This is a genomic window from Corynebacterium spheniscorum (assembly GCF_900113445.1).
GTDB classification, from domain to species: domain Bacteria; phylum Actinomycetota; class Actinomycetes; order Mycobacteriales; family Mycobacteriaceae; genus Corynebacterium; species Corynebacterium spheniscorum.
On sequence record NZ_FOPJ01000001.1, the window covers coordinates 316,690 to 340,513 of the forward strand.

Here is a 23,824-nt window from a genome sequence, read left to right on the forward strand (position 1 = left end):
CGCTAGTGAAGAAGGGCCCGTGTGTTACGCCGCGGTAGGCGTGCACGCGGGCTTTTCGCTGTGGCTGGGGTGCGGAGTGGTGGTGCGGGGTTGTGGTGGGGTGCGAAGCTGCGGTGGTGGCGGGGCTGCGATGTGCTTCTTGGCGATACATCTCAGAGTGAGGGTGAGGAAGCGGTTGGGTAGGCCTATGCGCTGGGGATTTGTCAGCGCGCACCAATATCGGTATAGTTCCTCCATGTCGCAGCGAGCAGTACAAACTACTTGTTGCGAAGGTGATTAATCACCCGACGCGGGGTGGAGCAGCTCGGTAGCTCGCTGGGCTCATAACCCAGAGGTCGTAGGTTCAAATCCTGCCCCCGCTACCACGTCAACTCCCTACCGGCACCAGTGCCGGTAGGGAGTTTTTCATTTCACCCAGCCCGGATCAGGAGCTGGGATTAATGGCTCTTCGGATTCTGGCGGGGTCTGGTAGGGGAAGATGTTGCGCAGGAGCCGGTGGCAGCGCCGATTCTTTTCAGTAGGCTGCATGGGAAGGTTGTGAATCGGTGAGCGGAAAGCTGCCATCACCAAATCCCGACTTAGCAATCCTCCTTAGTGTCGAAAAGGCTGACATGACTCGTTATTTCACCGCTGTGATTACTTTTATGGTTGTTCTGTCCATCGCCATGGTGGTGTTCGACGGGTTTGATTCGCGGCAGGGTCTTGCATCGACTGTGATTCTTTCTCTCGCAGCAGCGGCCGGGGCCTATGTGCTGGTTTCGAAGAAGAACGAGGACAAAGAGTAAGAAGCGCTCTAGGTTCTTCCGGGGGGTCGCGCATAAAAGGGGTGATGAGTTTGCTTCGGTTGACGCGAACGAAACCACAATAAGGTGATCGAGCCTGAACAAACTGGTCAGAAGAGCTACTCCGTATTCAGCATTCCTTATCTTCGACTCACTGTAGGCTGTACAACGTGAAAGTAATTTCTTTTCACGATAATGAGTGCGTTCTATGATTTATGAGGGCAATACACAGGACGAGGTACTGCACGGGTCGCCTTGGACCTCACTTCCCTATGAGAGTGAGGAGTTTAGTGACACCGAAGCAACCCGAAAGCTCGCTGCAACAGCATTCGAGGATGCCCAGGGGTGCCGAGTTATAGCTCCTACGCAGTACGAACTGTGCGGCGCGATTCTGGCAAAATATGACAGCATCGCTTCGAAGGACTGGTTGGGCCAGCCGACCTCAGGGATGATCGTGAATGCTGACGGTGTCGGTATGTGTGCGCACTTTGAAAAGGCCAGCATCTATTGGCATCCCGAGGTGGGCGCTGCGGTCGTTTTGCCAGAAGCTATGGAGGCCTGGGGACGGTCTGGATATGAGGCTGGGCCCTTGGGGTATCCGGTCACCGATGCCTTCGTTGTCGGACCGATCCCAGGCGTGAAGCAACTATTCGCCAATGGAACAATCTATGGCAATGAGGACGGTGTGCACGTGGTGCACGGTCCGATTCTCGAAAAATACAACGAGTATGACGGCGAACAGGGGAAACTTGCTTTCCCGATGTCTGATGAGTTGGGTTCCCCGGACGGGGTAGGCCGCTTCAATAGCTTCCAGGGTGGAATGATCTATTGGACTCCGCGCACAGACGCCCACCCACTCTTTGGTGAAATCCTCGACATCTGGTCGGAGCAAGGCTACGAAACAAGCAGCTATGGGTATCCCACAGCCGACCCCAAGGATCTGGGTTTATTGCAGTTGGAGCAAAACTTTGAACAGGGTGTGCTCTCAGGCATAGACAATTGGGCAGCTCCTTATATGTTCGACCCCACATTTCAAGTCCCCGAGGACCAATTGGGCAAAGAAATTACGGTGGCCTTTGAGGTCGATCTGCCCAGTGACATAGATCCTGATGACGATGCCGAGGATTAATTTTCTGGTTCGTCCCCATCGCCTTGAGGTGTGTCAGCACAAGGTTTTGTGAGATGCGGGTACACGGCAGGAACCGCTTTAGGACGGATGGGACGATGACTACTTCTGGCCGGATATTAACAAGCATGGAAGGTACTGAGAACTAATGCGACAGATGTTTCCGGCGCTGCTGCTCGCAGCTGCATGCGGTGTACTTACGGGATGCAGCGCCCCAGTTGATCAAGAATCAAAGGAGTCGTCGGTGGAAGAGCATGAAAACCTAGTGAGTGGTATGGAAAGCGAAGCCTTGAGCTTTGGTGAGCCCTCGGGTGATGCCGGGTCAGCGGAAGATCGTAGCGGTTGGGAATCCAAGATTCGGGCCGTGCTACCGCCCCTTGAGATTCTCGCGGTAGAAGGCGAGGGGCCTGCTGGCACTGGAGTAGTTGCCGACGTAGTGTCCCGCGAGATTCAACTGCATTATCATGACGAGCTCTATTTAGAGATGGCCGAAGAAAGCGAGGAAAACCATGCTCTCTGGGAAGGAACTCAGGGGGTCACCTACGCGCAGGTAACTGTTGCTGGGCCGACTCACACGATTGCGTCCGATTACGCGATCTGGGTCCCAGGTAGCTTCCGCCAGGCTGAGGCGGAATTCCTGCTGTGCGATGATCTCGTCGACGAACCCTATCCCGTGTCCGTCCGAATGATGGCCGTATGGCAGCCACAACCTGAAGGCGTGAATTGCACTGTAGGACCTTCTGCTCATACTCCGGGAGCCTTCGATATCACCGTCCGAAGTGAGGAACCGAAAATCTGGGTGCTGAACTTTAACTACCTGCGGATGGACGCGCCGGATCTGCAATCGGTTCTCCCTGGTTATGAGCCCACCCCGAGGGAAGCGCCCTTCGAGTCTTCGTCCTTAATTATCGGTGCTCGCGAGGGTGGAATGGATACCGCGATCACCGCCACCCCCGTAGAGGAACAAGAAGAGCATAGCTTCTAGGGGTTAGTCAATTACTCCCTGTTCGCTATTTGTCGGGAGCTGCATTGCGTTGGAATTCTGGAAATAATCCGACACCTTAGTGCGGGATCTGGGTCATGGCCTGAACTTCGCACTAAGGGACCGCGCGGTGGGCAGTGGTGTGTTGTCTGTTTGGCGCTATAGCTGCTCCCCGGATTCTGGCTGGGGGGTGGGCTACTCGCGTGGGGAAAGACAGGGCGCGTGGCAGACCCCAGCCTTTTGCCGGGCGTCACCTGGTGTGGGGGCCGAGGGGCGGGGTCTCGGGGGAAGCAAAAATGATGCCTTGTTGGTAGAAACTTAATCGAGAAGCGTGAGACGGGACCTAGCTGAAGTGTAGGTTGGGCAGATAGGCTCAGTTTTTGGACAAGAGTTTCTTAGCCTAAGTGCATGGAAAGCTGGCCAATATATGTGGGTAACGCTCTCGCTCATTGCTTTAATTATCGCCGCTATTTGCTGGATTATTGGGGATGCGTTGATAGTGGGGTTCACGCGCCCGAATCCGGAAACTCATGGTGAGTTTATTGAACGGATGGGGGATGATGCTTATGCCTTTCAATTGGAGGCCAGTGATAAAAGATTGCTGGTTGGGGCATTAATCGCGGATTATTCGGTTCCGTTGTTATTGCTGGGGCTTTATGCGCACGGGTACTTGGTGCGGGATTCGATAATTGGGTTGGTCGGGGTAGTGATGATGGGGATTGGGATATCGCTATCGCCGCTGGCACATGCGGGTTTTTACCCTATTGGGCTCATTGGCCAGCGGGCGTGGGCGGAGTTTCAGGAGGGGCGGGATATGGATTATTCGATTCGGCATGCCCGCTCGTTGATGAGGTTTTTGAAATTAGCGTGGATTCCGGCGGTGGGGCTGACCTTTATTGGCGGCCTAGTTTTTGCGGTGCCGGTGGTGCTTGGTCACACGGCTTTTCCCTGGTGGGCGGTGCTATTCCTGCCGATTGTGTGGATGATTCCGCTGAGCTTTTTACCTAAGATTCCTTACCCCGGTAAACCTTTGCTTGATGGTGCCCAATTTAATTTGGCGCTATTGGGGTGGGCCATTGCCTTTTTGGTGCTTTCACAGAGCTATGCGCCGCTGTGAGTGGGGGATTGTTGGGTGCTGTGCGTCGGTCGAGTGGGGGATGAGTGGGGGATGAGTGGGGCTGCGCGGGGGACGAATAAAGTTTTTTAAGGAAAACTCTAGGCAGCGGGGCGCAGTGCGGTCTAAAGTTGACATGAATTACTAAGGAGATCCTGATGTCGACTACACCGCTGGAAGAATCCAGCTTCCATACGGAGTTGCTTGAGCAGCTACCTGTCCTGCCCGAAGCCACTACCTCGCGCGTGGTGGTGAATAATTCGCTGCTTCGTCATGTTCTTTTCAGCATGGATGAGGGGCAGGTGCTCACCGAACACTCATCTTCACGTTCGGTGATTGTGAATATTCTTTCCGGCACCATCGAGTTCAGCATCGGATCTGAAGTTAAAGCCCTGGAAGCGGGCGACGTGGTTTACCTTGCACCTGGTGACCGGCATGCTGTGCGCGCAATCACCGCCGGACATATGTCGCTGACCTTGGTCGATACCGAATACTCCGCGAAGGAGCAGAGTTAGTGTCTAAAGGCAAAGAAGAACCGAAGAAGGGTAGCCGTTCCGGGCCCGAAGAAAAGCGTATGCAAGGCCACTGGCTGTTGGCCGCGATGGGTAAGCGGGTGTTGCGGCCCGGCGGTATGGAAATGACCGTGTTCCTCATTGATGAAGCTAAGCCCACAGATGAAGACCGGATTGTGGAATTTGGTCCTGGCGTGGGTAAAACCGCTGAGCTGCTGCTGCGCCGCCTGCCGCGTTCCTACACCGGGGTGGATCCGAACCCGGAAGGCTCCAAAGCTTTAAAGAAGGTGCTGGCTGGCCGTAAGAATGCGGGCACGGTGAAAGCCAATGCCAAGGAAACCGGCCTTGAGGATGGCTGCGCTGATCTGGTGATCGGTGAGGCGATGCTGACGATGCATTCCGATGAGGACAAAGCAGCGATCATTAAAGAAGCTGCTCGTCTGTTGAGCCCCGGTGGGCGCTATGCCATCCATGAGCTTGGGCTGCACCCAGAAGACCTCGATGATGAAACGAAGAACACCATTCGGAAGGATCTCTCGCGCATCATCAAGGTGGGGGCTCGGCCGTTGACCACCAGGGAGTGGACGAAGCTTCTTGAAGATGCCGGGTTGGAAGTGAAAAGCTCCTGGGAGAACCCCATGGCTTTGCTTGAACCGAAGCGCATGATTGACGATGAAGGCATCTTCGGTGCGCTGCGTTTTGCGAAGAATATGATCACCAACAAGGCCGGGCGAGAGCGCGTGCTCGGTATGCGTGGGGTGTTCCGTAAACATGCAGAACACATCAACGCTGTTGGCATTGTTGCCGTGAAACCAGCCGGCTAGGGCGGTTAGTTGCCGGGCCTCGGCTTCGGGTTGCCGACGATCTTTCCAGCGCAGGGACCGTAGGGGCCTTGTGCTGGATTTTTCTTGGGCAGCGCGGTGAGGATAGCTCGGGTGAGGGGGTTGGTCTGGGCCTTGTGAGATGCTGGCTTGCGCCTGGCTTGGGGCTTGCGTGCTGCTGGGGGTCGACCTGTGTGGATTGAGAGTCAAACTGCTAGGCCTCGAGCCGAGGAGATGGGGGTATAAGAGGAGGTAAAATTTTCGGCCACTTCTTTTGTACGACTGTACCGAGTTGTGTGGGATTATCTTTAGAATAAGCTCCTAAATACTTGGTGCCATCATTCTCTGAATTCTGGAATTGGTAGGGAAAGGCGTGCGTGTGGGCCTTTTAGTTTCCGGGATCGCAGGGCAAGGGCATTGAAAGTACTTTTAGTTGCCTGGCCTGCGTGGATTTTAAGTAATACTAAAAACAGACTGTGAATGATTAGCTGCTGCTGTTGCATTAGGGTCATAAATGGCAATTGCGTGGCCGTGCAGAACTATTTCGACTGCTACTAGAACATTATTTGCTGATGCGGGTAATTAAGGGCTGTGCAATGCCTCGAGTTACACCAGAGCTAGAAAGATGTTCACGTAAAGACCTCAACGAGGGCACTGAAATTATCCCTACTTGCAATAGGAACCTCCCTCTCCCTAATTGCATGCTCTCCTAATGCCCAGGACAACTCCCCGGCAAGCAGCTCCGAGACCGCAACTAGTGCGAGCGCAACTACCAGTACATCTGCCAGCGCAAGCTCGGAAAAACAGTCCATCACCTTCACTGACCAGGCAGATCACGAAGTAATGGTTGCAACCTCAGTTGAGCGCATGGTGGTCCTCCAACACCACAGCTTGGATATCCTGGCACAGCTGGGAGCCCAGGAAAAGGTCGTAGGCACTGAAGCGAAATGGAAGCAGAATCTCGGTGACTACATCGCCGATATGTACCCAGACCTGGAAAATATGCCCACCCCGGGTGACCTGAAATCCATGAAAGTGGAAGACGTTGCTGCGCTCAAACCGGACATCGTCCTGGTTGCCGCTCAAGCCAACCCGGAAGATCTGGCGAAGCTAGATAAACTCCAGATCCCTTACGCCACCATTGCGCTGCGTGCAGAAGGTAAACAGGAAGAAGCTCAAAACCCGCGACTAGCGGACTCCGATAAGGCATACACGGATGGTCTGCAGTGGACGGTGGAAACCCTAGGAAAACTCACCGGCACCGAAGAAAGAGCCTCGAAACTCTGGTCTTTCATCGAAGAATCTCGACAATTCGTGGAAGATAAAATCGGTGATATTCCAGAAGCTGAGCGACCCAAGGTATTCATTGCCAACCCCGAGAATAAAACTTATGGCAATGACAAATATGTTGGCGCACAGTTACTACGTGCCGGTGCTGTGAACGTTGCCGCTCAAGATATCCACGGCTACAAGCCCTATAACTTCGAGCAACTGGTCAGCTGGGATCCGGACTACATCATTGTTCAGGACCGCTACCCAGAGGTGTACAAGGAAGTAACCACCGCACCTGCTTGGCAAGCCCTCAGCGCTGTTCAATCCGGCAAGGTATTGCTGGCTCCCTATTGGAGTAAGCCTTGGGGCAACCCGGATACCGATTCCATGGCGCTAGGTGAGCTGTGGTTGGCGCACCAATTCTATCCAGACAAGATCAGCGCCGAGGACGTTCAGCAGCGAGCCGAGGAATTCTATTCCACCTTCTACGGCGTCGAGTTCAACGACAAGGTTTAACCAACCCGCCGCCAGGCCAAAGACAGTGGCTATTTCTTGATGCTGCTGTCTTTGGCCACCGCGCATAATAAACCCGAGTTTTTGCGAAAGCAGGGCAATTTTTTCATGCGTATAAGCGCGACAAAACTGCTTCGTGGCACAGCCAATGCGATTGCATTGCTCGCACTGCCAGTAGTCCTCATCTTGGTTTCTGCCATCGTCGGCGCCTACCCAGTCAGTGTGTCAAGTATCTGGAGCGCGATCCTTCATCCGCTGCTTCCCAGCATCGCCGTTCCCGACCAACAGGCCTATATCCTGCTCACCCAAGTCCGATTCCCACGGATTTTAGCGGCCGCGTTAGTCGGCTCAGGTCTGGCCATCGCAGGCTCCGTATTCCAAGCAATCTTCCGCAACCCACTCTCATCGCCTTATACCCTTGGCGTCTCCAATGGGGCAGGATTCGGCGCGGCACTTGGCATCCTGATTGGAGGCAGCGCCTGGCTGGTGCAGATCAGCGCGGTCGTATGGGCGCTTATCGCTATCGCCTTGACCTTTGCTTTATCTTCCCGATCGCATGGCTCAACGGTCACCCTCCTGCTATCAGGAATGCTCGTGGGATCCCTCTTTGCTTCCCTGGTGTCGCTCATCAAATTCGTTGCGGACCCTTATGAGAAGCTGCCGCAGATCATATTTTGGCTCATGGGCTCGCTATCCACGGTCAGCCTCTCGCAGGTCCTTTCGATCATTCCGCTGTATCTACTGGCCTTAGCGTTGATCTTCGGCTTGCGTTGGCGGCTGACCGTGTTGAGTTTTGATGAAGACTTTGCCCGCTCATTCGGGGTGGATACCAGACGAGATCTCGCACTCTCAGTGGTGGCCGCTTCCGCCTTAGCCGCCGCAGTTGTTTCCATCGCCGGCATCGTGGGATGGATCGGTGTGGTTGTACCGCATTTTGCTCGCATGCTGGTGGGCGCTGATTTACGCAAGGTATTACCCACCTCCATTTCTCTTGGGGCAAGCTTCATGCTCTTAATTGACCTCATCGCGCGTTCCGCCGGGGCAGTAGAAATCCCCATCGGCGTGCTCACCGGCATCGTCGGCATCCCCCTCTTCCTCTGGCTCATCCACCGTGGAAAGGTGCGGTTCCTATGATCGAATTGGACTCAGTCTCCTTTAGCTATGGGAAAGAGCAGATCCTGGAAGATATTTCCGTGAATATCTCAACCACGGGCCTGACCTGTGTCTTAGGTAGGAACGGGACGGGTAAATCCACATTGCTCGCTTTGATCACCGGACGCTTGAAACCTTCCGGAGGGACCCTAAAAATCGATGGCACTGCGGTAGGGGACTTGAGCGTTCGTGAGTTCTCCCGCAGGATCGCCTTTATTCCTCAAAACCATCACCCGGTATTCGCCTTCCCCTGTGTCGATGTGGTGAGCATGGGGATGACCTCCCGGTTAAATAAGTTCAGTGCTCCCACGGCAGAAGATCGCGCCCACGCCTATAAGTGGCTCGAACGCCTCGGAGTGGCCCACTTAGCCGAACGCTCATACTTGAATGTCTCTGGCGGTGAACGCCAATTAGTTCTCTTGGCAGCAGCACTAAATCAAGAAGCCCAGACCATTATTTTGGATGAACCCACCGCGCCGCTGGATCCTGCTAATAGTCGGGCGTTATTAAAAACCTTGGCTGATATCAACAAGGAAGATGGGGTCGGGATTGTTCTGACAACGCACACCCCTGAACACGCCCTTTACCTCGGCGGCTCTGCCTTATTGCTGGGTGATAGGGGAGTGCGGGCCTATGGTGCAAGCGAGGAAGTTGTCAGCGGAGCTAATCTCAGTGCTCTCTACGGAGTCGAGATGGATGTCACCACTGTCCGCGGGCATCCAGTGGTTTTATTCCTCGATGGATGCGATACCGAAGAAGACGCATAGCACCCCGCCTACCTCCCGAACCACGAAGCTAAAGAGCATCGACCACGCAGGTATCCCGCCTGCGTGGTCTTTGTGCTTAAAACCCCGGGGTGCCGGCATGTGTGCTGGGTATAAATCCGCTTGATATGACGGATAAGCATCGGCTTGTATCACAGTTTGGCAACGGGTTAGCGGCGCTGGTCTCCTAGACCCCAAAAGGGTGGCATGATGTGAACCATCCTCATAGTCATAGTTTTCCCAGAAAGTAGGCCCGATCATCGATGGTCCGCCCGTCGGCTCGCCTGAGAAATATTTTGATCGCGGTGACCTTGGGAGGTGCGCTCATGGGAAGCGCCCCTCAAGCATTCGCTGATGAAGTACCAGTGCCCGAAGCTTCCGCTAGTGAAGCCCCAGCTCAAACTACCCTCGGGGACCTTCTTCCCCCGGGTGTTCAGCTACCCCAATTATCTGGAGTCGACCTCGCCTCCATCCCGATCCCAGCTGACCCGATCCAACCGGCTCCAGCTGTCGACCTCCCGGAGCTTCCTGGACTTAATATCCCCGTGCCGGTCCCACATGTGGATTCCGCACACGCAATTAACCAGGTCCGTGGAGAACTCGCACGGCATGGGATCACCACCCCGGAGGTTGACCCAGCATTAACCAACCAGATTGACCAGCAACTCAAAGATGTGTTGCCGGTCTATACCTCACCGGATTCCCCAACACCTTCGGGACCTGGTGCTGCTGCGGCTACCTATGCCGCAGATGGACCGAACTACCAGTGGCGTAGTGATCTGCAATCCCAGATCATGGCGCTGCATCGCGGCCCAGTTCTTCACCGGGTAGAGGGTTCTTGGTTCAATGCACCTGATATTCCGGAAGAATCCCGCGCTGCAGAAGCTGCCGGTACGTCCCTCTATGGCCCCGGAACTCCCTTGTTCATCGGCCCGAAGATGATTTGTACTCTCGGCGTAGCAGGCTATGACTCAGCTGGGCGCAAGATCGGTATTACCGCCGGGCACTGCGGGGCACCAGGGGACATGGTGGTCTCAGCGGACTCCTGGAAGCTAGGGCCTTCTGGCACCGTGGTGTACTCGCACCCCGGTAATGATTATTCGGTTATTGAATTCGGCTCCAATGCCCAGATTTCCCGTAGCTATAACGGAGTCACCATCAATGAGCTCGGTGGTGTTGCAGCTACCGGAGAAATGCTGTGCAAGATGGGCGTTGCTACCGGCTACACCTGTGGTGTGAACTGGCAGCAACAAGGCCGCATGATTACCAGCCAGGTGTGCGCAACCGCCGGTGATTCCGGTGGCCCGCTCCTAGCCGGCGACCGCATGGTCGGCATGGTGTCTCGCGGGATCCTGCCCTTCTATGAGCTGGCATGCCACACCCCGCTGCAAGGTCCGCTCTTTATGCCGACCGTGGGCACCAGCGTTGAGGATGTTCTTGCTGATCTTGACGCCAACGGTGGAGTAGGCGCAGGCTTCCGCCTAGCCGATTAACCCCCACCAGCGGGTACCCCTGAAGAAGCACAAGCGGGGGCTAGATGAAGGAAATCATCTAGCCTCCGCTTTCTTTGCGGCCTACTGCTTTGACAAGACCTCTAAAACCTCGGCGTGCAGCTGACCATTGGTCGCTACAGCATCCCCACCATGTGGCCCCGGTTCACCATTGAGTGCGCCGAAGGTTCCGCCGGCTTCTTCCACAATGACGTGCAGTGCAGCTAAATCCCACAAACTCACCTCTGGTTCTGCGGCGATATCCACCGCGCCTTCTGCAACCAAGCAATAGGAGAAGAAATCTCCATAGCCGCGTAACCGCCATACCTGGTCACTCAAGTCGATGAAGTTTTGGCGCAGTCCGCGTTCTTCCCAACCGCTTAAAGAGGAAAACGATAGGGAAGCGTCAGCTAGCTGGTGCACCTTCGACACGGATAGTTTCCGAGGGGTGCCGCCAGCGAAGGTCCGCCACGCCCCGGAATCTCGGGCTGCGTACCAACGGCGTGCCAGCGCTGGTGCTGAAACCACCCCAACAACTGGGCGTCCCTCATCTAATAAGGCAATGAGAGTGGCCCAAACCGGGACCCCACGCACAAAGTTCTTGGTGCCATCAATGGGGTCAATGACCCATTGGCGGCCATGGAAGCTCACCTCGCCACCAAACTCTTCCCCCAATAAAGCATCACCGGGACGCGCTTCAGCTAAGCGCTCCCGGAGAAGCTTCTCCGTCGCCAAATCAGCATCACTGACCGGCGTCATATCTGGTTTGGAATTAACCTGAAGATCGCTGGCTTCAAAGCGATCCAAGGTCAGGTTATCGGCAGCTTCAGCAAGCTCTAAAGCTAAGGCAAGGTCATCGGCATAAGGGTTCATGCGTTCTGATCCTAGCCTGAGGTGCAGCTTTAGGGGGTGTTGCCAAGAGCTTCAGCAAGCTGGGTGACAGCCTGTGGTTGCCCGGCGATACTCCATGTCACCCCACCGGCCTCCACGCGAGTCGCCGCCCCACCTACGCTTTCGATCAACGCTTTACCGGGCAGCCAATCCCAGGCGGGAACCGAATGTTGCATCCAACAGCCGATCGTGCCATCGGCGACGCTCGCTAGATCCACCGAACCGGCGCCGAAGGAACGAGCAGTGGCAAAACATTGCACACCGCGCACCCATGCGTGGAGCAGTTCTGCTTGGGACATGAAAGTCGGGTGCAAATAGGTGCCCAGGCAAAGGTGGTCAGCTGGAAGATCCGGGAGCGGTTTTAGCGGTTGGCCATCTCGGGTACCGGGGATATCTGGCCCACCGAACCAGGTGTAGCCCATAGCGGGTCGGTGCACCGCTCCGAAGATAAGTCGATCAGGTGCTTCCGGTTCGCCCTCCACCAGTGCTAATGCAGAGCACCAATAGTCCGATCCGCTGCTGAAGTTCCAGGTGCCGTCAATCGGATCAATAACCCAGGTTCTTCCGCTCGTCGATGCTTTACGCGCACCTTCTTCACCATAAAAACCATCTTCCGGGCGCAAGCGCGATAAAGCCCCGGTAATGAATTGCTCCGCAGCTTGATCTGCTTCGGTCACCACATCAGACACATTGGTTTTCTCAGTGGCGGACAACCCACCGGTTTCACGCATCCGCCACGCCAAGCGCCCGGCGTTATAGACCAAGGCCTGCGCCAGGTGCTCATCACTGGAACCATCATGAGCAATCACGAAGGTGGAGGTGATGGCTTGGATCATCTCGGCAAGCGAGGCAGCAGGGTGTTGCTGGCCATCCTGGGTGGGGGACTGATCAGAGCTGTGCTGTGGACTCATGTGCTCTATTGTGCACCCCCAGCGCGCCGCTATGCACCCCGGCCGCACTGCCATGCACCCCAGCCGCACTGTGCTTAGGCACCTGGGCGGTGCACCGGCGGTTTGTGGGTCTTTTCCATTTCCGGGTGGTCTTGAATGAAGGCCGCCCAAGCATGATCAGCCAACTCACGACCAGCACCTTCATAGAGGTAGGTAACGGCATCAGCACCAACCTCAATCAGCTCGAAGGTGGTGTGCCGCTCATGGGCGACTGCCGCCACCGTCAAAGGCAGGTTCGAGCGCTGCATAAGCTTTAACACCGTCAGGTTGGCTTCATGTTGAGGCATCGCCAACACAATCAACCGTGGCCCTTGCTCTTCCGAACGCATCCGGCGCCACAGGTCCGGGTCAGTGCCGTCCCCAGAGATCACACGCAGCCCGCGGTGGCGTAGGTCTTCCACTCGGTCATGGTCGAACTCAATGCCGGTGACTTCCAGATCATATTCATCAGAAAGACGCCGATACACACCGATCCCCACGCGCCCCATGCCAATCACCATCGCATTAATGCCATCGACATGTACCGGGCGTTCCCCAGGCAATAAACGCTCTTCGGGCACTGTGGGCAGCCAATCAACAATGCGGTTGGTTAAAGCATCACTACGCACGTTAATAAAGGTGGAGACCACGAAGCTTCCGGCCACCGCCACACCCATAATCGGCACCCAGGTTTCTGGTAGCAGTCCAGCGCTCACCGCCACCGAGGCGATAATCAACCCGAACTCCGAGTAATTAGACAAGGTAAGCGCTGTTAATGCGGTTGTACGATTCGACAGCCGCATGGAATGCAGCAGCAAAATCAGCGCCCCCGCCTTTAGTGGGATCAGCAACAGCAAGAAGGCGGCGATGAGGAAACCTTCCAGCGTGGGCACACCACCCAACCCAATTTGGATGAAGAAGCCAACCAAGAGCAGTTCTTTGACGCTCATCAAAGCGTCGAACATACGCTCCGCAATCGGGTGCCCGGAAAAGACCATGCCAGCAATCAGCGCACCAAAGTCGCCGCGGATCCCCGCGTAATCGAAGATCGTAAATGCCACACCCGCGATGGCCACACCACCGAGCACCACCAGCTCCGGGCGGCGAACGCGGTCCGGAAGGCGAGTAATAAGTGGGCGCAAAAAGGGAATCAGAATCAAGATCGGCGCCCATACTGCTGGCAGCGAGTGCGAAGAGACCACCAAGAAAGCAACCGCCACAATGTCCTGGAGTACCAGCACACCAATGGAAATTGAGCCGACCATCGAACGCATCCGGCCGGTTTCTTCCAGCTGCGCCATCACGAACACGGTGGAACTAAAGCTGGTCGCTAAGCCGATGAGCAGGAAGGAACTCCAGCCAGTGCCGGCAAAAACCGCCAGCGGTAGGAAACCCAAGGTCGCTAGTGCCGCTGCAACCAACAAGGTGTTAATACTGGCATGGCCTACGGTTGTGCCCACCACGCGCGCTCGCATCAAGGTTTTGGGATCCAGGCGAAGCCCAATGGTGAATAGCAGCACCGTCACACCCAGATCAGCGATGACATGCAGGCCATCAATCTCATGGATGCCCAGGAAGCTTAAGGCGAAACCGGCGGCGAGAAAACCTACAAGTGGGGGAAGGCGCACTGCGGCAGCAGCCAGCCCACCGATGATGGCAAAAAGAAGGGCCTCGACGTAGATCGCCGTTAATTCCATAGTGTTCTCAGGCCTTTCTTCCTTCGATTCCAGGGTTCACCCAAGCCCCACCGGGGCACAAGCCCCATCGGGGGCACAGGCGCCCACGGGAAGGCACGAGCCCCACGGGGCACAAGCCCTAAGTGCGGGCAGGTGAAAACCTGGGGTGCACCGCGGTTTCCATCCCAGGCGATAAGCAGGCTAGGGCAGTGGTGTACTTTCCCAGCCACGTCCCCCACGCACCTCGCTTAAGTACATACTTAAGTGCGGAATAGTGGGACATCACCAGCATTTCTTTCCTCTCCCATGATAAACGGTGCTGGTCACCGACGGTCCTTCAGGTCCACCTCCACCCCACACTCACCCCTCAACCCCACTGCCATCCCCAATAAAACCTTTGCCTTCCCCCTGTATCCCCACACCCCCGTTGCTGACCTACACTTCGAGTTATGGATGTCATTAGCCACCTTGAGGTCCTGGGGCTCTCCGCGCTCCTCGGGCTCATGGTGCTGCCTTTTGCGCTCATCTACTTCGGGGTGTTCCTCAGCCAACACGCCTACCACTACCGCAGCACCAACCGCGGTTTTCGCGCCGGGGTGCGTGCGCATTTCAAAGAATTCCGGCATGAACTCGGCTGGGGTTTCGTCGGCGCCTTCCTACTCGGCTTCATACCTCTTTATGCCTTAGCCGCAGCACGGCTTTCCCAGCCAGCCTTCATCGTCCTCATCGTTTTCTTCTCGCTGGTTTTATTAGGCATTGGTTTGTGGCGGATGCGCATCGCCCTCCACCGCTTCATAACCGCATCCGCGCTGGTCCTCGCCATTACGCCCGCAGCCACCATCGGCTTTGCTCTCGCCACCTCCCCAACTGATCCCACCGGTCTTGCCGCGGTGGGAGCCTTATTCATGGGAATCGGGGTAGGTTTTGTCAGTTTGCTGCTCCTCGAGATCATGGCGGCACTGCTCAGTGACTAAGCGCCCCACACGCAACTCCCGCCTGAGAGTCTCCTCCCGCAGCGCACTAGGTAGAATGACGGACCATGCGACCGGAGATCAGCGCTGATGTAGATGACCTTGATGCCACCCTGGGCACCATTGAAAAAGTTATGAACCCAGGGGACCTGGAAGAGCGCGCCCGCGAACTCGAAGCCCAGGCCAGCGACCCGGAGCTATGGGATAACCCAGACCACGCCCAAACCGTCACCTCGGAGCTATCCCACGTCCAAGCCAAACTCCGCAAACTCCGGGATCTTCGCCAACGCGTCTCCGACCTGCCCATCATGTACGAGCTCGCCGAGGAAGAGGGCGATGGCCTCGAGCTCGCCGATGAGGAACGCGAAGCCCTCCGGCGTGAAATCGACGCCCTTGAGGTCACCACCATGCTGTCCGGGGAATATGATTCCCGCGAAGCCGTGCTCAATATCCGCTCCGGCGCGGGCGGTATCGACGCCGCCGATTTCGCCGAAAAACTCATGCGCATGTATCACCGTTGGGCCGAGAAACAGGGCCATAAGGTGGACATTTATGATATTTCCTACGCGGAAGAGGCCGGCATTAAATCCGCCACCATGGTCATTCACGGCGAATATATGTATGGCCAGCTCTCCGTCGAACAGGGCACCCACCGCCTGGTCCGCATCTCACCTTTCGATAATCAGGCGCGCCGCCAAACCTCTTTCGCCGAGGTCGAGGTCCTCCCGGTCGTCGAAACCACTGACCATATCGACATTCCCGATTCCGAGGTCCGCGTGGATGTTTATCGTTCCTCCGGCCCCGGCGGGCAGTCCGTCAACACCACTGACTCCGCCGTTCGCCTCACCCACATTCCCACCGGAATCGTGGTGACCTGCCAGAACGAGAAGTCCCAGATCCAAAACAAAGCTTCCGCCATGCGCGTGCTCCAAGCCAAGCTGCTGGAGCGCAAGCGTCAGGAGGAGCAGGCGGAACTCGATGCTCTCGGTGCTGGCGGCAACGCTTCTTGGGGCAACCAGATGCGCTCTTATGTCCTGCATCCTTATCAAATGGTCAAGGATCTGCGCACCAATTTCGAGGTCAATGATCCCCAAAAAGTCCTCGACGGCGATATCGACGGTTTCTTAGAGGCCGGCATCCGCTGGCGGATGGCTAAAGAAAATCAGGATTGCTAATTTCGAGATCCTAAGTCCCACGCTCTCAAAGTCCCTGGCGGCGTGGGGTGCAGCGACGACGCTATGCCACGCCATAAAGCGCCCCTATCTGGGTAGTAAAAAATCGCCAAAATCGTCCCACAGGTAACATCTGCCCCATTAGTTCGCTAAGGTTGGCTGAGTGATCACCTTTGACTCGGTAACCAAGGAATATAAGACGTCCACGCGTCCCGCGCTGGACAACGTATCCCTGCACATCGATAAGGGCGAGTTCGTCTTCCTCATCGGACCGTCTGGTTCTGGCAAATCCACCTTCTTGGAATTGCTCATCCGAGAGGAAAACGTCAGCAGTGGTGATATCCACATGGCTGACTTCCATGTCAATAAACTCCGCGGCCGGCAAGTCAATAAGCTGCGCCAACGAGTGGGCTATGTCTTCCAGGATTTCCGGTTGCTGCCCAAAATGAATGTCTATGACAATGTCGCCTTCGCCCTTGAGGTGATCGGCAAGAAACGCGATGTGATTGCCAAGCGCGTGCCCGAAACCCTAGAGATGGTGGGTTTGGCCGCTAAAGCCAACCGCATGCCCCATGAACTTTCCGGTGGTGAGCAGCAACGCGTTGCCATCGCCCGGGCCTTTATTAACCGCCCGCTGGTGCTGCTTGCTGATGAGCCCACCGGCAACCTCGATCCGGAAACCTCCGACGGCATTATGAACCTGCTGACGCAGATCAACCGCACTGGAACCACCGTGATTATGTCCACCCACAATGCGCGCGCCGTGGATGATATGCGCCGCCGCGTTATTGAACTCCACCTCGGCAAAGTCGTCCGCGATGATGCCCACGGTGTCTACGGCGAATCACGCTAGGGAACTAGGAAGGGCAATCAAGATATGAAATTCGGATTCGTAATGCGGGAGGCCTTCCGTGGCCTCGGGCGCAATATCACCATGACCATCGCGCTGATTATCACCACCGCGATCTCCCTGGCGCTGCTCGCCACCGGTTTCCTGGTCACCAAAATGACCGAAGACACCAAACAGATCTACCTTGACCGCGTCGAAGTTATGGTCCAATTCGACGAAGACACCAGCGCCAAAGATAAGGACTGTTCTTCTGAGGCCTGCCGCGAAGTCCGGCGATTGCTCGAACAGTCCGATGGCGTGGAATCCGTCAACTTCCGTTCCCGCGAGCAATCCTATGAGCGCTTCGTTGAAGTCTTCGGCGAAACCGATAAACAGCTCGTGGCATCTACCAGCCCCGATGCACTTCCCGCGGCACTGCATATTCGCCTCACCGACCCACTCGACACTAAACCCCTTGATCCCATCCGTGATCTCCCCCAGGTGGAAGCTGTCGTTGACCAAGGCGATGATCTTCGCGGCGCCACCGATAACCTCGACTCGGTGCGTAACGCCACCTTCTTAGTTGCCGGCATCCAGGCCATTGCCGCGATTTTCCTGATCGCCAATATGGTGCAGATCGCGGCCTTCAACCGCCGCCACGAAATCTCCATTATGCGCATGGTGGGTGCCAGCCGCTGGTACACCCAAATGCCCTTCGTGCTAGAAGCTTTGGTGGCCACCATCGTGGGCGCAATCCTCGCCGGCGTGGGTCTTTTCCTCGGCAAGGAATTCGTGGTGGATAAGGCACTACGTGGGGTCTATGAATCCCGCCTGATCGCCCCGATCACCAATAATGACATCTGGGTGGTACTCCCGGTTGTCGGTGTTATCGGTGTGCTCTTTGCGGCCTTAACTGCCCAAGTCACGCTGCGCGCCTACGTGCGTAAATAGTGCGTCTTACCCCGGCCGCAAGCGCCGGGGTACACTTTGTCGCCATGGGCAAAAAGAAGAAAGCGAAAACTCCCGGCATTATCGCGAGTAATCGCCGCGCCCGGCACGACTACCACATTCTGGAGACCTACGAATGCGGCATCGTGCTCGTAGGCACGGAGATTAAAGCACTGCGTGAAGGACGCGCCTCCATGGTGGATTGTTTCGCCACCATTGATGAAGGCGAAGTCTGGCTGCGCAACCTCCACATCCCGGAATACTCCAGCGGCAGCTGGACCAATCATGCACCACGTCGAGTGCGTAAACTCCTGCTGCACCGCCGCGAAATCGACTCCCTCATGGGTAAAGTCCGCGATGGTAAGCGCACCTTGGTGCCGCTCTCGCTCTACCTCAAGGACGGTCGCCTCAAGGTGGAACTCGGGCTCGCCCAAGGTAAGCAGGACTATGACAAGCGCCAGGACATCAAACGTCGTACCGAGGAGCGCGAGATCGTTCGCGAACTCGGCCGCCGCGTGAAGGGTATTAAGGCCTAAAACACCAGGTTCTTGAACCTTCTGCGGCTCTGCGCTAGAGTGAATATTCCCTCCGCTAATGAGAACGCACATTTTCCGCATTAGTGAAGGTGACGAAGGGGCTGATTCTGGTTTCGACTTCGTCTATTAAGCCAGGGGAAGCGTGCCGGTGCAGGCTGATGACCACCGTAAGCGTCGCAGCAAACCAATAAGCGCCGAGAATACTCAGCGCGACTACGCCCTCGCTGCCTAATCCAGCGACCGCGTGTCTGTCAGCCCGGGGTTGTTCCCGCTCCGGATCCTGGCATCGACTAGGGAACTTGCCGTTTCAGTGCGTTAGCGGGCTGAAACGGGACACCTTACCGTTATCTGGGCCCGTCATCCGGACACGTTCGCCTGAGCCGGAGGGCCGAGCAGAGACCGATGCGCGAACTGCGCACGGAGAAGCCCTGGCGAGGTAACGAAGGACCCGGGTTCAATTCCCGGCAGCTCCACCACTAGCATTTCCCCTGGTCGTGAACGGCCAGGGGTTTTGTTCTATCTGCACTGGTAGACCTGTTGTCACACTGATCTAGCAAGTGCGCGTATCGGCCCCCAAATAGCGGATAGGTGGCACATTCTTGGCACACAGGTATAGCAGCCCACGCACCTCAATTACTAACATCGCAGCACCACCGACCAGGCGCACCGAACCGGGCTGAAACACCGAACCTTATAAAAGCCTGATTTACCCCTTCTTAGCAGCGGGAACGCTGAAAACCAGACACACATTTTGCTACCTAAACTCGCTTTTGCACAAGGCGTTTTGGGGACCACAAACCCGCACCGTAACCGGACTAAGCTGAAGAACAACTTAACTTGCCATGAGCCCTCGGCCATATCCGGTCGAAAACCTGCACATAGCCACACCCAGCTATCTGCCAGCTAAAAATATTTGTGCTAGAAAGGTTCGGACGGTGCGACCCACGCCTCGCGCGCACAAGGAGTGCTGACCAAGCGGGGAAGCTGCGATAAAGCGCAGTACTTACCTCCACAGGCCAGCCCTCAAGATCTGCTCTGCGAGGTCGCACCCCGAGCTCGTGCCCCGAGGCTGCGCCCCGAGGTCGCCCCTTAGGGCTGCTCAGGTCATCACCATCCACGGCTAGAAGCCGCATTCTTCTGTTTAAGCGAAGTAGTGGAGGCAATCCATGTCCACATCTGAATCTGCACCAAACGGTCCTACTGAAACCAGCGAGACTCGCCCGCATCAGACCATGGTCATCGCCGGCCCACCGAAAGGGGCATTACACCTCAGCCTTAGCCAAGGAAGTAGCAGCGCAACTATCTTCCCGAAACTGCGCGGTGGATCTCATCGAGGTCACCGATATGGATCTGCCCATGCACAACCCCGAAGACCATCATGATCCGGAGGGCTCTACCGATCCCCGCGTCCGAGAATTCGCCAAGCGCGTTCGCGAAACAGATTCTTTCGTCTGGATCTCCCCGATTTATAACGGCTCTTATTCCTCCGGGATCAAGCTACTCATCGACAATATGAATATCCCCCTCATGCAGGGTAAACCGGTAGCCGTCATGGTGCAAGGTGGCGGCAGGTTCAGCGGCTCAGTCATCGACCACCTCCGCGCCATTGGGGTTAACCTGCATGCCGATGTGGTCAATACGGCAGTCGCCACCAATCGCACCGACTTTGAGGTCACCGACAACCAGATCTCTTTAGTAAGCGAAGAAATCCGGGCCCGGATCGAGCGTGCTCTTAATCAACTAGTAGGGGAGTAACCCAACCAGCACCACCTCACCGGGTGAAAAACTCGCCCGGATCTCATCACGCCGTGAGGAGTTTATGAGGATTCCGCACGTGACCGTGCTCAAGCACAATGGGTTTGGGCTTTTGGCTGCCAGCGCGTTGCTCTCGCGCTTTGGCGATATTATCGCTGGCCTGGGTTTTGTGTATCTTGCCTACCGAATGACGGGCTCACAAAGCGCCACCACAGGTGTCGCCCTTGCTGAGGTCATCCCCTATCTCCTCTTCGGCTTACTCGGCGGGATCATCAGCGATTCGCTCCCCAAACTGCGGGTCATGCAGGCAGCAAATTGGTACCGCGCCGGCTTAGAATTCATAGCGGTCATCCTGCTATTGACCCACTCCATGCCCTACCTGGGCGTGGTGATTATCCCCTTTTTCATCCAACTAGGCGGGGTGGTTTATAACCCCTGTAGCCGCGCCGCGGTGGTGGCCATCGTGGATAAAGATCAACGCGTCGCCGCCAATTCGGTCATGTCCATGATCGAAAACCTCACCGCAATCATCGCCCCACTTCTTGCCAGCTCACTTCTTCTCTTCGGCGATGTTCTATGGCTCTTCTTCCTCCTCGATGCCCTCACCTTCGTCATCGGTGCGCTGCTACTTAGACGCTTAGGGCGCATCACTACCGGAGTGGATGTCGTAACCACCTCGGATACTGAGGAATCAACCAGCGTTGTGCCCTTAGCGTGGCGCAGGATCACACTATTTTGGGGCGACGTCGCTACCAGCCGCACCCTCATCCTGCTTTTCGTCTCCACCTTCTTCGCCGTTTTCTGCGGCAAATGGGCCTGGCAAATGGGCGTGCTTTTCATTAGCCTCCCACACCCTCAAGACTCCACCTGGTTTTATTCCACCATGTTGGCCACCTACGCGCTGGCCGGGATCATCGCCAGTTTGACTCTGCCCACAATCATCACGCAGCTCACGCTTCGCCACTACCGACTCGCCGTCATCGTCTGGAGCCTCGGCTTCCTCATCATCGGGCTAGCCCCACACAAAGCAGTGGTCGCTCTAGGAGTCATCGTCTTAGGAATCGGCGTGAGCGTGGCCTCCCAATCCCGAGCATTTCTACTCCAACACCATGTGCCGCGCTGGGCCATCGGCCAGGGCTTCGCAGCGGCTGCCGTTTTGCTCTACCTCGCAGATTTCCTCAGCCTCTCCATTTTCGGTGGAGTCAACACCGCCATCGGGGTGCGGCCCACGGTCATCCTCTGCGGCGCGGCGATGCTCTGCTCCCTACCACTGGCCGCCCTCATCGGCCGCGCAATCACCACAAAAGTCCGTTAACGCTGGGGAAGAGCTTTATTCGAGATCGACACAACAGGCTCGCACACAGCTATGAAGGATGTGCGCGGGCCTGGGGTTTGCCGCACCTTAAAGTGCTTCGACGATCTCGCTAGGAATCAGCCTTAAAGACCTGGTCAAAGAACTCTTGGAGGGCGTTATTGAAGGCTTCAGTGGCCGTGAGCATGGGCATATGCACCACCCCATCAATCACCACTTGGCGAGCATTGGGATTCTTCGATTCCAGGTACTCGTAGATCTTGGACAGTGACTTGGGAAAATCATCGGAACCGCGGACCAAGAGCATGGGTGGGTTGCCAGGATATTCCTCAATATCGTGGACTTCTTTAAAGGCGCTAAAGCCCAGGCTTAGGAAGACTTTGCGGCCGGAGGAGTAGATGCCGTCTGCGACTTCCTTGCGCACCTCGGGATCATGGGAGCAGGCTTTGCCCGACATTTTGCTCATCATCCCCCAGGGAATGAAGCGGTAGATGAAGGCGGAGGATTTCTGTGCGATCACCTCACCCTTGGGGCGTACGCGGTGCTGTCCCCAGGTGCCGATAATGACCAAACCGGCAACGCGATCGGGGTTAAGCAGGGTGTATTCCTGCATGGGGTTACCACCCCAGGAGTGCCCAACCAGGATGGCTTTGTCGATACCGAAGTGCTCATAGATGGCGTCGATATCATTGACCGCACCCCAGAAATCTGGTGGGGAATCGGTGGTCATCTCCGAGGCACCTTGGCCGCGGATATCCACGAAGACGAGGTCATAGTCTTTAAAGGCCTCGTATTGTTCCCGCCAGAGGTCTTTATTTCCGCAGGCACCGTGGTAGAAAATCACCCACTGTGGTGCTACGCCATCCCGATGTTCAGCCGGGCGATGATAGACCCGCAAATTCACATCAGGCAGTTCAATAGTTTCACCTTGAAGCCAATCGTTTTGCATAGGCTCACCTTACACCTCAGTTGGCGAAGTTACATAGGGCGTTTTTGTGATTGGCTTCATCTCGCCAAGGTGAATTCCACGGGCTACCCGCGTGTGTCGCAGCAAATCGGCGCGGCATAGCGCACACCCTGCGCGCACGCGGGGATGAATCAGTGCCAGGCGCGGGGCGCTAGGTCTCGGGGAAGCTAAAACTTTAGGCGTTGGCGTCTTCGGGCTGGCGACTACGGCCAGGGGAACCGGGGCGTCCGGCGTGCCATTGTTTGATTTCCTCGGCGTCCCAGAGAGGCTTGCCGCCCCATTGGACCACGGGGTTTGGGGTGCGGCCGGTGGAGTAATACGTCCGCCAGGTGCTGGGCCGGATATCGCAGAACTCTGCGCAATCGTCGATGCGCCAAAGCTCAGCGCCGGTGGTCTTGTCGATGATCATCGGTTCCATATGGTTCCTGGTCCTCTTTTCATCAAGTTGCTTGCGAGGTGTGGGCGAGGATTCACCGCGTTCGCATTTGATGCACGGTACTTTATATATCTTGCGCGCGGCCCGGAACGTTTCGCATCTGGTGCTGAAAAGTGCATAGAGTGCAGAATTCTGGGCCCAGCATGGTGGTGTGTGGGGATGAAAGCTACAGTTCAGGGGTGTGATCTGGCGGGCAGGATACTAGCTGGGGGAGGGGGAGTTTCAGGTGGGTGCCCCATGGGGTAGGTAGTCTACCCAAAGAAGTTTGTGAGCAGAAACTAGGCTATTGGGAATGCGCTTTGGGTGGTGAATCCAATAAGTGGGTTAAATCTCTTCCAATCGCGCGGGAATGAGGGTACACTAACTGCTAAAACAAAGGCTGCGGTAGGAAGGTTCTTGATATTGAGGCTCCTGCGAAGCGCTTGAGGGTTCTGTGAATTCTTAGACGCTTGCCAATCACCAGGTAATTCCCGCGCATATCGACAGCAACCGCGCGGATTCCTACCCACGGGACTCTATTTAAGGGAGTGTGTAGTGATGGGTGATTCCTTGAGGCGAGCCGCGGAGCGTGTCCGCACAGTAAGGCGCCAACCCCAATCAGTTGAAGTATGCATGCCGACCGGCGGCGGGCCGACGATCGTATTTGATGGGCTGCGTAAAGCCCGGAAGCAGTCCAGGTATCTCGTGGTTGACCTGCATTATTGCGAGGTGCCCTTGGAGGAAGTTCGGGAGCAAATCCTGGATGCCATGCGAGCTTTCCCCGACATTATCGAGGTGACCTTGGTAGCCAAGGAGGAAGCTCGAGCACCTGAACCTGAGTTAGCTGAGGTGGGAGCGCCGATTGGTGCTGGAGGCGGGCGAGCCATAGCCTAAA

At 56.3% G+C, this 23,824-nt stretch carries 23 protein-coding genes, 1 tRNA gene and 1 other RNA gene; 20 read left to right on the forward strand and 5 right to left on the reverse strand.

The window, feature by feature from the left end; translation table 11 throughout:
* The first annotated feature begins 288 nt into the window (after positions 1-288).
* The 11 genes from BMZ01_RS01435 (at position 289) to BMZ01_RS01490 (ending at position 10,531) form a co-directional block, all read left to right on the forward strand.
* A tRNA-Met gene (locus BMZ01_RS01435) sits at positions 289-365 on the forward strand.
* Positions 366-611: 246 nt separating this feature from the next.
* Positions 612-785, forward strand: a complete 174-nt coding sequence (locus tag BMZ01_RS11075) for a hypothetical protein (RefSeq protein ID WP_177180007.1) — start codon at positions 612-614, stop codon at positions 783-785.
* Positions 786-990: 205 nt separating this feature from the next.
* Positions 991-1,911 carry an LGFP repeat-containing protein gene (locus BMZ01_RS01445; protein ID WP_092283650.1) on the forward strand — a complete coding sequence of 307 codons (921 nt, stop codon included), beginning with the start codon at positions 991-993 and terminating at the stop codon, positions 1,909-1,911.
* A gap of 241 nt (positions 1,912-2,152) precedes the next feature.
* Positions 2,153-2,893, forward strand: coding sequence for a hypothetical protein (locus BMZ01_RS01450; RefSeq protein WP_092283652.1), 741 nt, complete (start codon positions 2,153-2,155; stop codon positions 2,891-2,893).
* A 424-nt stretch (positions 2,894-3,317) separates the two neighbouring features.
* A complete protein-coding gene (locus BMZ01_RS01455; protein WP_092283654.1) occupies positions 3,318-4,007 on the forward strand; it encodes a hypothetical protein in 690 nt (229 codons plus the stop codon).
* Between the two features lie 155 nt (positions 4,008-4,162).
* Positions 4,163-4,519: a cupin domain-containing protein gene (locus BMZ01_RS01460; RefSeq protein WP_092283656.1), complete on the forward strand. Its 357-nt coding sequence runs from the start codon at positions 4,163-4,165 to the stop codon at positions 4,517-4,519.
* Between the two features lie 59 nt (positions 4,520-4,578).
* Positions 4,579-5,340: a class I SAM-dependent methyltransferase gene (locus BMZ01_RS01465; RefSeq protein ID WP_092283778.1), complete on the forward strand. Its 762-nt coding sequence runs from the start codon at positions 4,579-4,581 to the stop codon at positions 5,338-5,340.
* A gap of 840 nt (positions 5,341-6,180) precedes the next feature.
* Positions 6,181-7,125, forward strand: a complete 945-nt coding sequence (locus tag BMZ01_RS01475) for an ABC transporter substrate-binding protein (protein WP_092283660.1) — start codon at positions 6,181-6,183, stop codon at positions 7,123-7,125.
* Positions 7,126-7,230: 105 nt separating this feature from the next.
* Positions 7,231-8,256, forward strand: coding sequence for a FecCD family ABC transporter permease (locus tag BMZ01_RS01480; RefSeq protein ID WP_092283780.1), 1,026 nt, complete (start codon positions 7,231-7,233; stop codon positions 8,254-8,256).
* Entirely contained in the window at positions 8,253-9,041 is a 789-nt protein-coding gene (locus BMZ01_RS01485) for an ABC transporter ATP-binding protein (protein ID WP_092283662.1), read from the forward strand. The genes BMZ01_RS01480 and BMZ01_RS01485 overlap by 4 nt, the downstream gene beginning before the upstream one ends.
* A gap of 323 nt (positions 9,042-9,364) precedes the next feature.
* Entirely contained in the window at positions 9,365-10,531 is a 1,167-nt protein-coding gene (locus tag BMZ01_RS01490) for a S1 family peptidase (protein WP_223845850.1), read from the forward strand.
* 81 nt (positions 10,532-10,612) lie between these two features.
* Here BMZ01_RS01490 and hisN read toward each other — a convergent pair whose 3' ends face one another.
* From hisN to BMZ01_RS01505, 3 genes are all read right to left on the reverse strand, one after another.
* Positions 10,613-11,401 carry a histidinol-phosphatase gene (hisN, locus tag BMZ01_RS01495; RefSeq protein ID WP_092283664.1) on the reverse strand — a complete coding sequence of 263 codons (789 nt, stop codon included), beginning with the start codon at positions 11,399-11,401 and terminating at the stop codon, positions 10,613-10,615.
* Between the two features lie 29 nt (positions 11,402-11,430).
* Positions 11,431-12,330, reverse strand: a complete 900-nt coding sequence (locus BMZ01_RS01500; RefSeq protein ID WP_092283666.1) for an inositol monophosphatase family protein — start codon at positions 12,328-12,330, stop codon at positions 11,431-11,433.
* A 74-nt stretch (positions 12,331-12,404) separates the two neighbouring features.
* Positions 12,405-14,045, reverse strand: coding sequence for a cation:proton antiporter family protein (locus BMZ01_RS01505; protein ID WP_092283668.1), 1,641 nt, complete (start codon positions 14,043-14,045; stop codon positions 12,405-12,407).
* Positions 14,046-14,473: 428 nt separating this feature from the next.
* Here BMZ01_RS01505 and BMZ01_RS01510 point away from each other — a divergent pair, with 428 nt between their 5' ends.
* The 8 genes from BMZ01_RS01510 (at position 14,474) to BMZ01_RS01545 (ending at position 21,550) form a co-directional block, all read left to right on the forward strand.
* Positions 14,474-14,998, forward strand: a complete 525-nt coding sequence (locus BMZ01_RS01510) for a hypothetical protein (protein WP_092283670.1) — start codon at positions 14,474-14,476, stop codon at positions 14,996-14,998.
* A 65-nt stretch (positions 14,999-15,063) separates the two neighbouring features.
* Positions 15,064-16,170: a peptide chain release factor 2 gene (gene prfB / locus BMZ01_RS01515; protein WP_092283672.1), complete on the forward strand. Its 1,107-nt coding sequence runs from the start codon at positions 15,064-15,066 to the stop codon at positions 16,168-16,170.
* 160 nt (positions 16,171-16,330) lie between these two features.
* Entirely contained in the window at positions 16,331-17,020 is a 690-nt protein-coding gene (ftsE, locus tag BMZ01_RS01520; protein ID WP_092283674.1) for a cell division ATP-binding protein FtsE, read from the forward strand.
* 24 nt (positions 17,021-17,044) lie between these two features.
* Positions 17,045-17,947 carry a permease-like cell division protein FtsX gene (gene ftsX, locus BMZ01_RS01525; RefSeq protein WP_092283676.1) on the forward strand — a complete coding sequence of 301 codons (903 nt, stop codon included), beginning with the start codon at positions 17,045-17,047 and terminating at the stop codon, positions 17,945-17,947.
* A gap of 44 nt (positions 17,948-17,991) precedes the next feature.
* A complete protein-coding gene (gene smpB, locus BMZ01_RS01530; protein ID WP_092283678.1) occupies positions 17,992-18,480 on the forward strand; it encodes an SsrA-binding protein SmpB in 489 nt (162 codons plus the stop codon).
* Positions 18,481-18,577: 97 nt separating this feature from the next.
* Positions 18,578-18,956, forward strand: a transfer-messenger RNA (tmRNA) gene (gene ssrA / locus BMZ01_RS01535).
* Between the two features lie 748 nt (positions 18,957-19,704).
* Complete coding sequence (locus BMZ01_RS01540) at positions 19,705-20,235, forward strand: NADPH-dependent FMN reductase (protein ID WP_223845854.1); 531 nt, start codon at positions 19,705-19,707, stop codon at positions 20,233-20,235.
* A gap of 64 nt (positions 20,236-20,299) precedes the next feature.
* Positions 20,300-21,550 (forward strand): MFS transporter, encoded by a 1,251-nt coding sequence (locus tag BMZ01_RS01545; protein ID WP_092283682.1) that lies wholly within the window; start codon positions 20,300-20,302, stop codon positions 21,548-21,550.
* A gap of 109 nt (positions 21,551-21,659) precedes the next feature.
* On the opposite strand, the gene BMZ01_RS01550 is transcribed toward BMZ01_RS01545, so the two are convergent.
* Both BMZ01_RS01550 and BMZ01_RS01555 read right to left on the reverse strand, forming a co-directional pair.
* Positions 21,660-22,496: an alpha/beta fold hydrolase gene (locus BMZ01_RS01550; RefSeq protein WP_092283684.1), complete on the reverse strand. Its 837-nt coding sequence runs from the start codon at positions 22,494-22,496 to the stop codon at positions 21,660-21,662.
* Between the two features lie 193 nt (positions 22,497-22,689).
* Positions 22,690-22,932: a hypothetical protein gene (locus BMZ01_RS01555; protein ID WP_092283686.1), complete on the reverse strand. Its 243-nt coding sequence runs from the start codon at positions 22,930-22,932 to the stop codon at positions 22,690-22,692.
* Positions 22,933-23,487: 555 nt separating this feature from the next.
* Between BMZ01_RS01555 and BMZ01_RS01560 the strand changes: the two genes are divergently transcribed.
* Positions 23,488-23,823, forward strand: a complete 336-nt coding sequence (locus tag BMZ01_RS01560; RefSeq protein ID WP_092283688.1) for a CdiA C-terminal domain-containing protein — start codon at positions 23,488-23,490, stop codon at positions 23,821-23,823.
* Position 23,824: the final 1 nt, after the last annotated feature.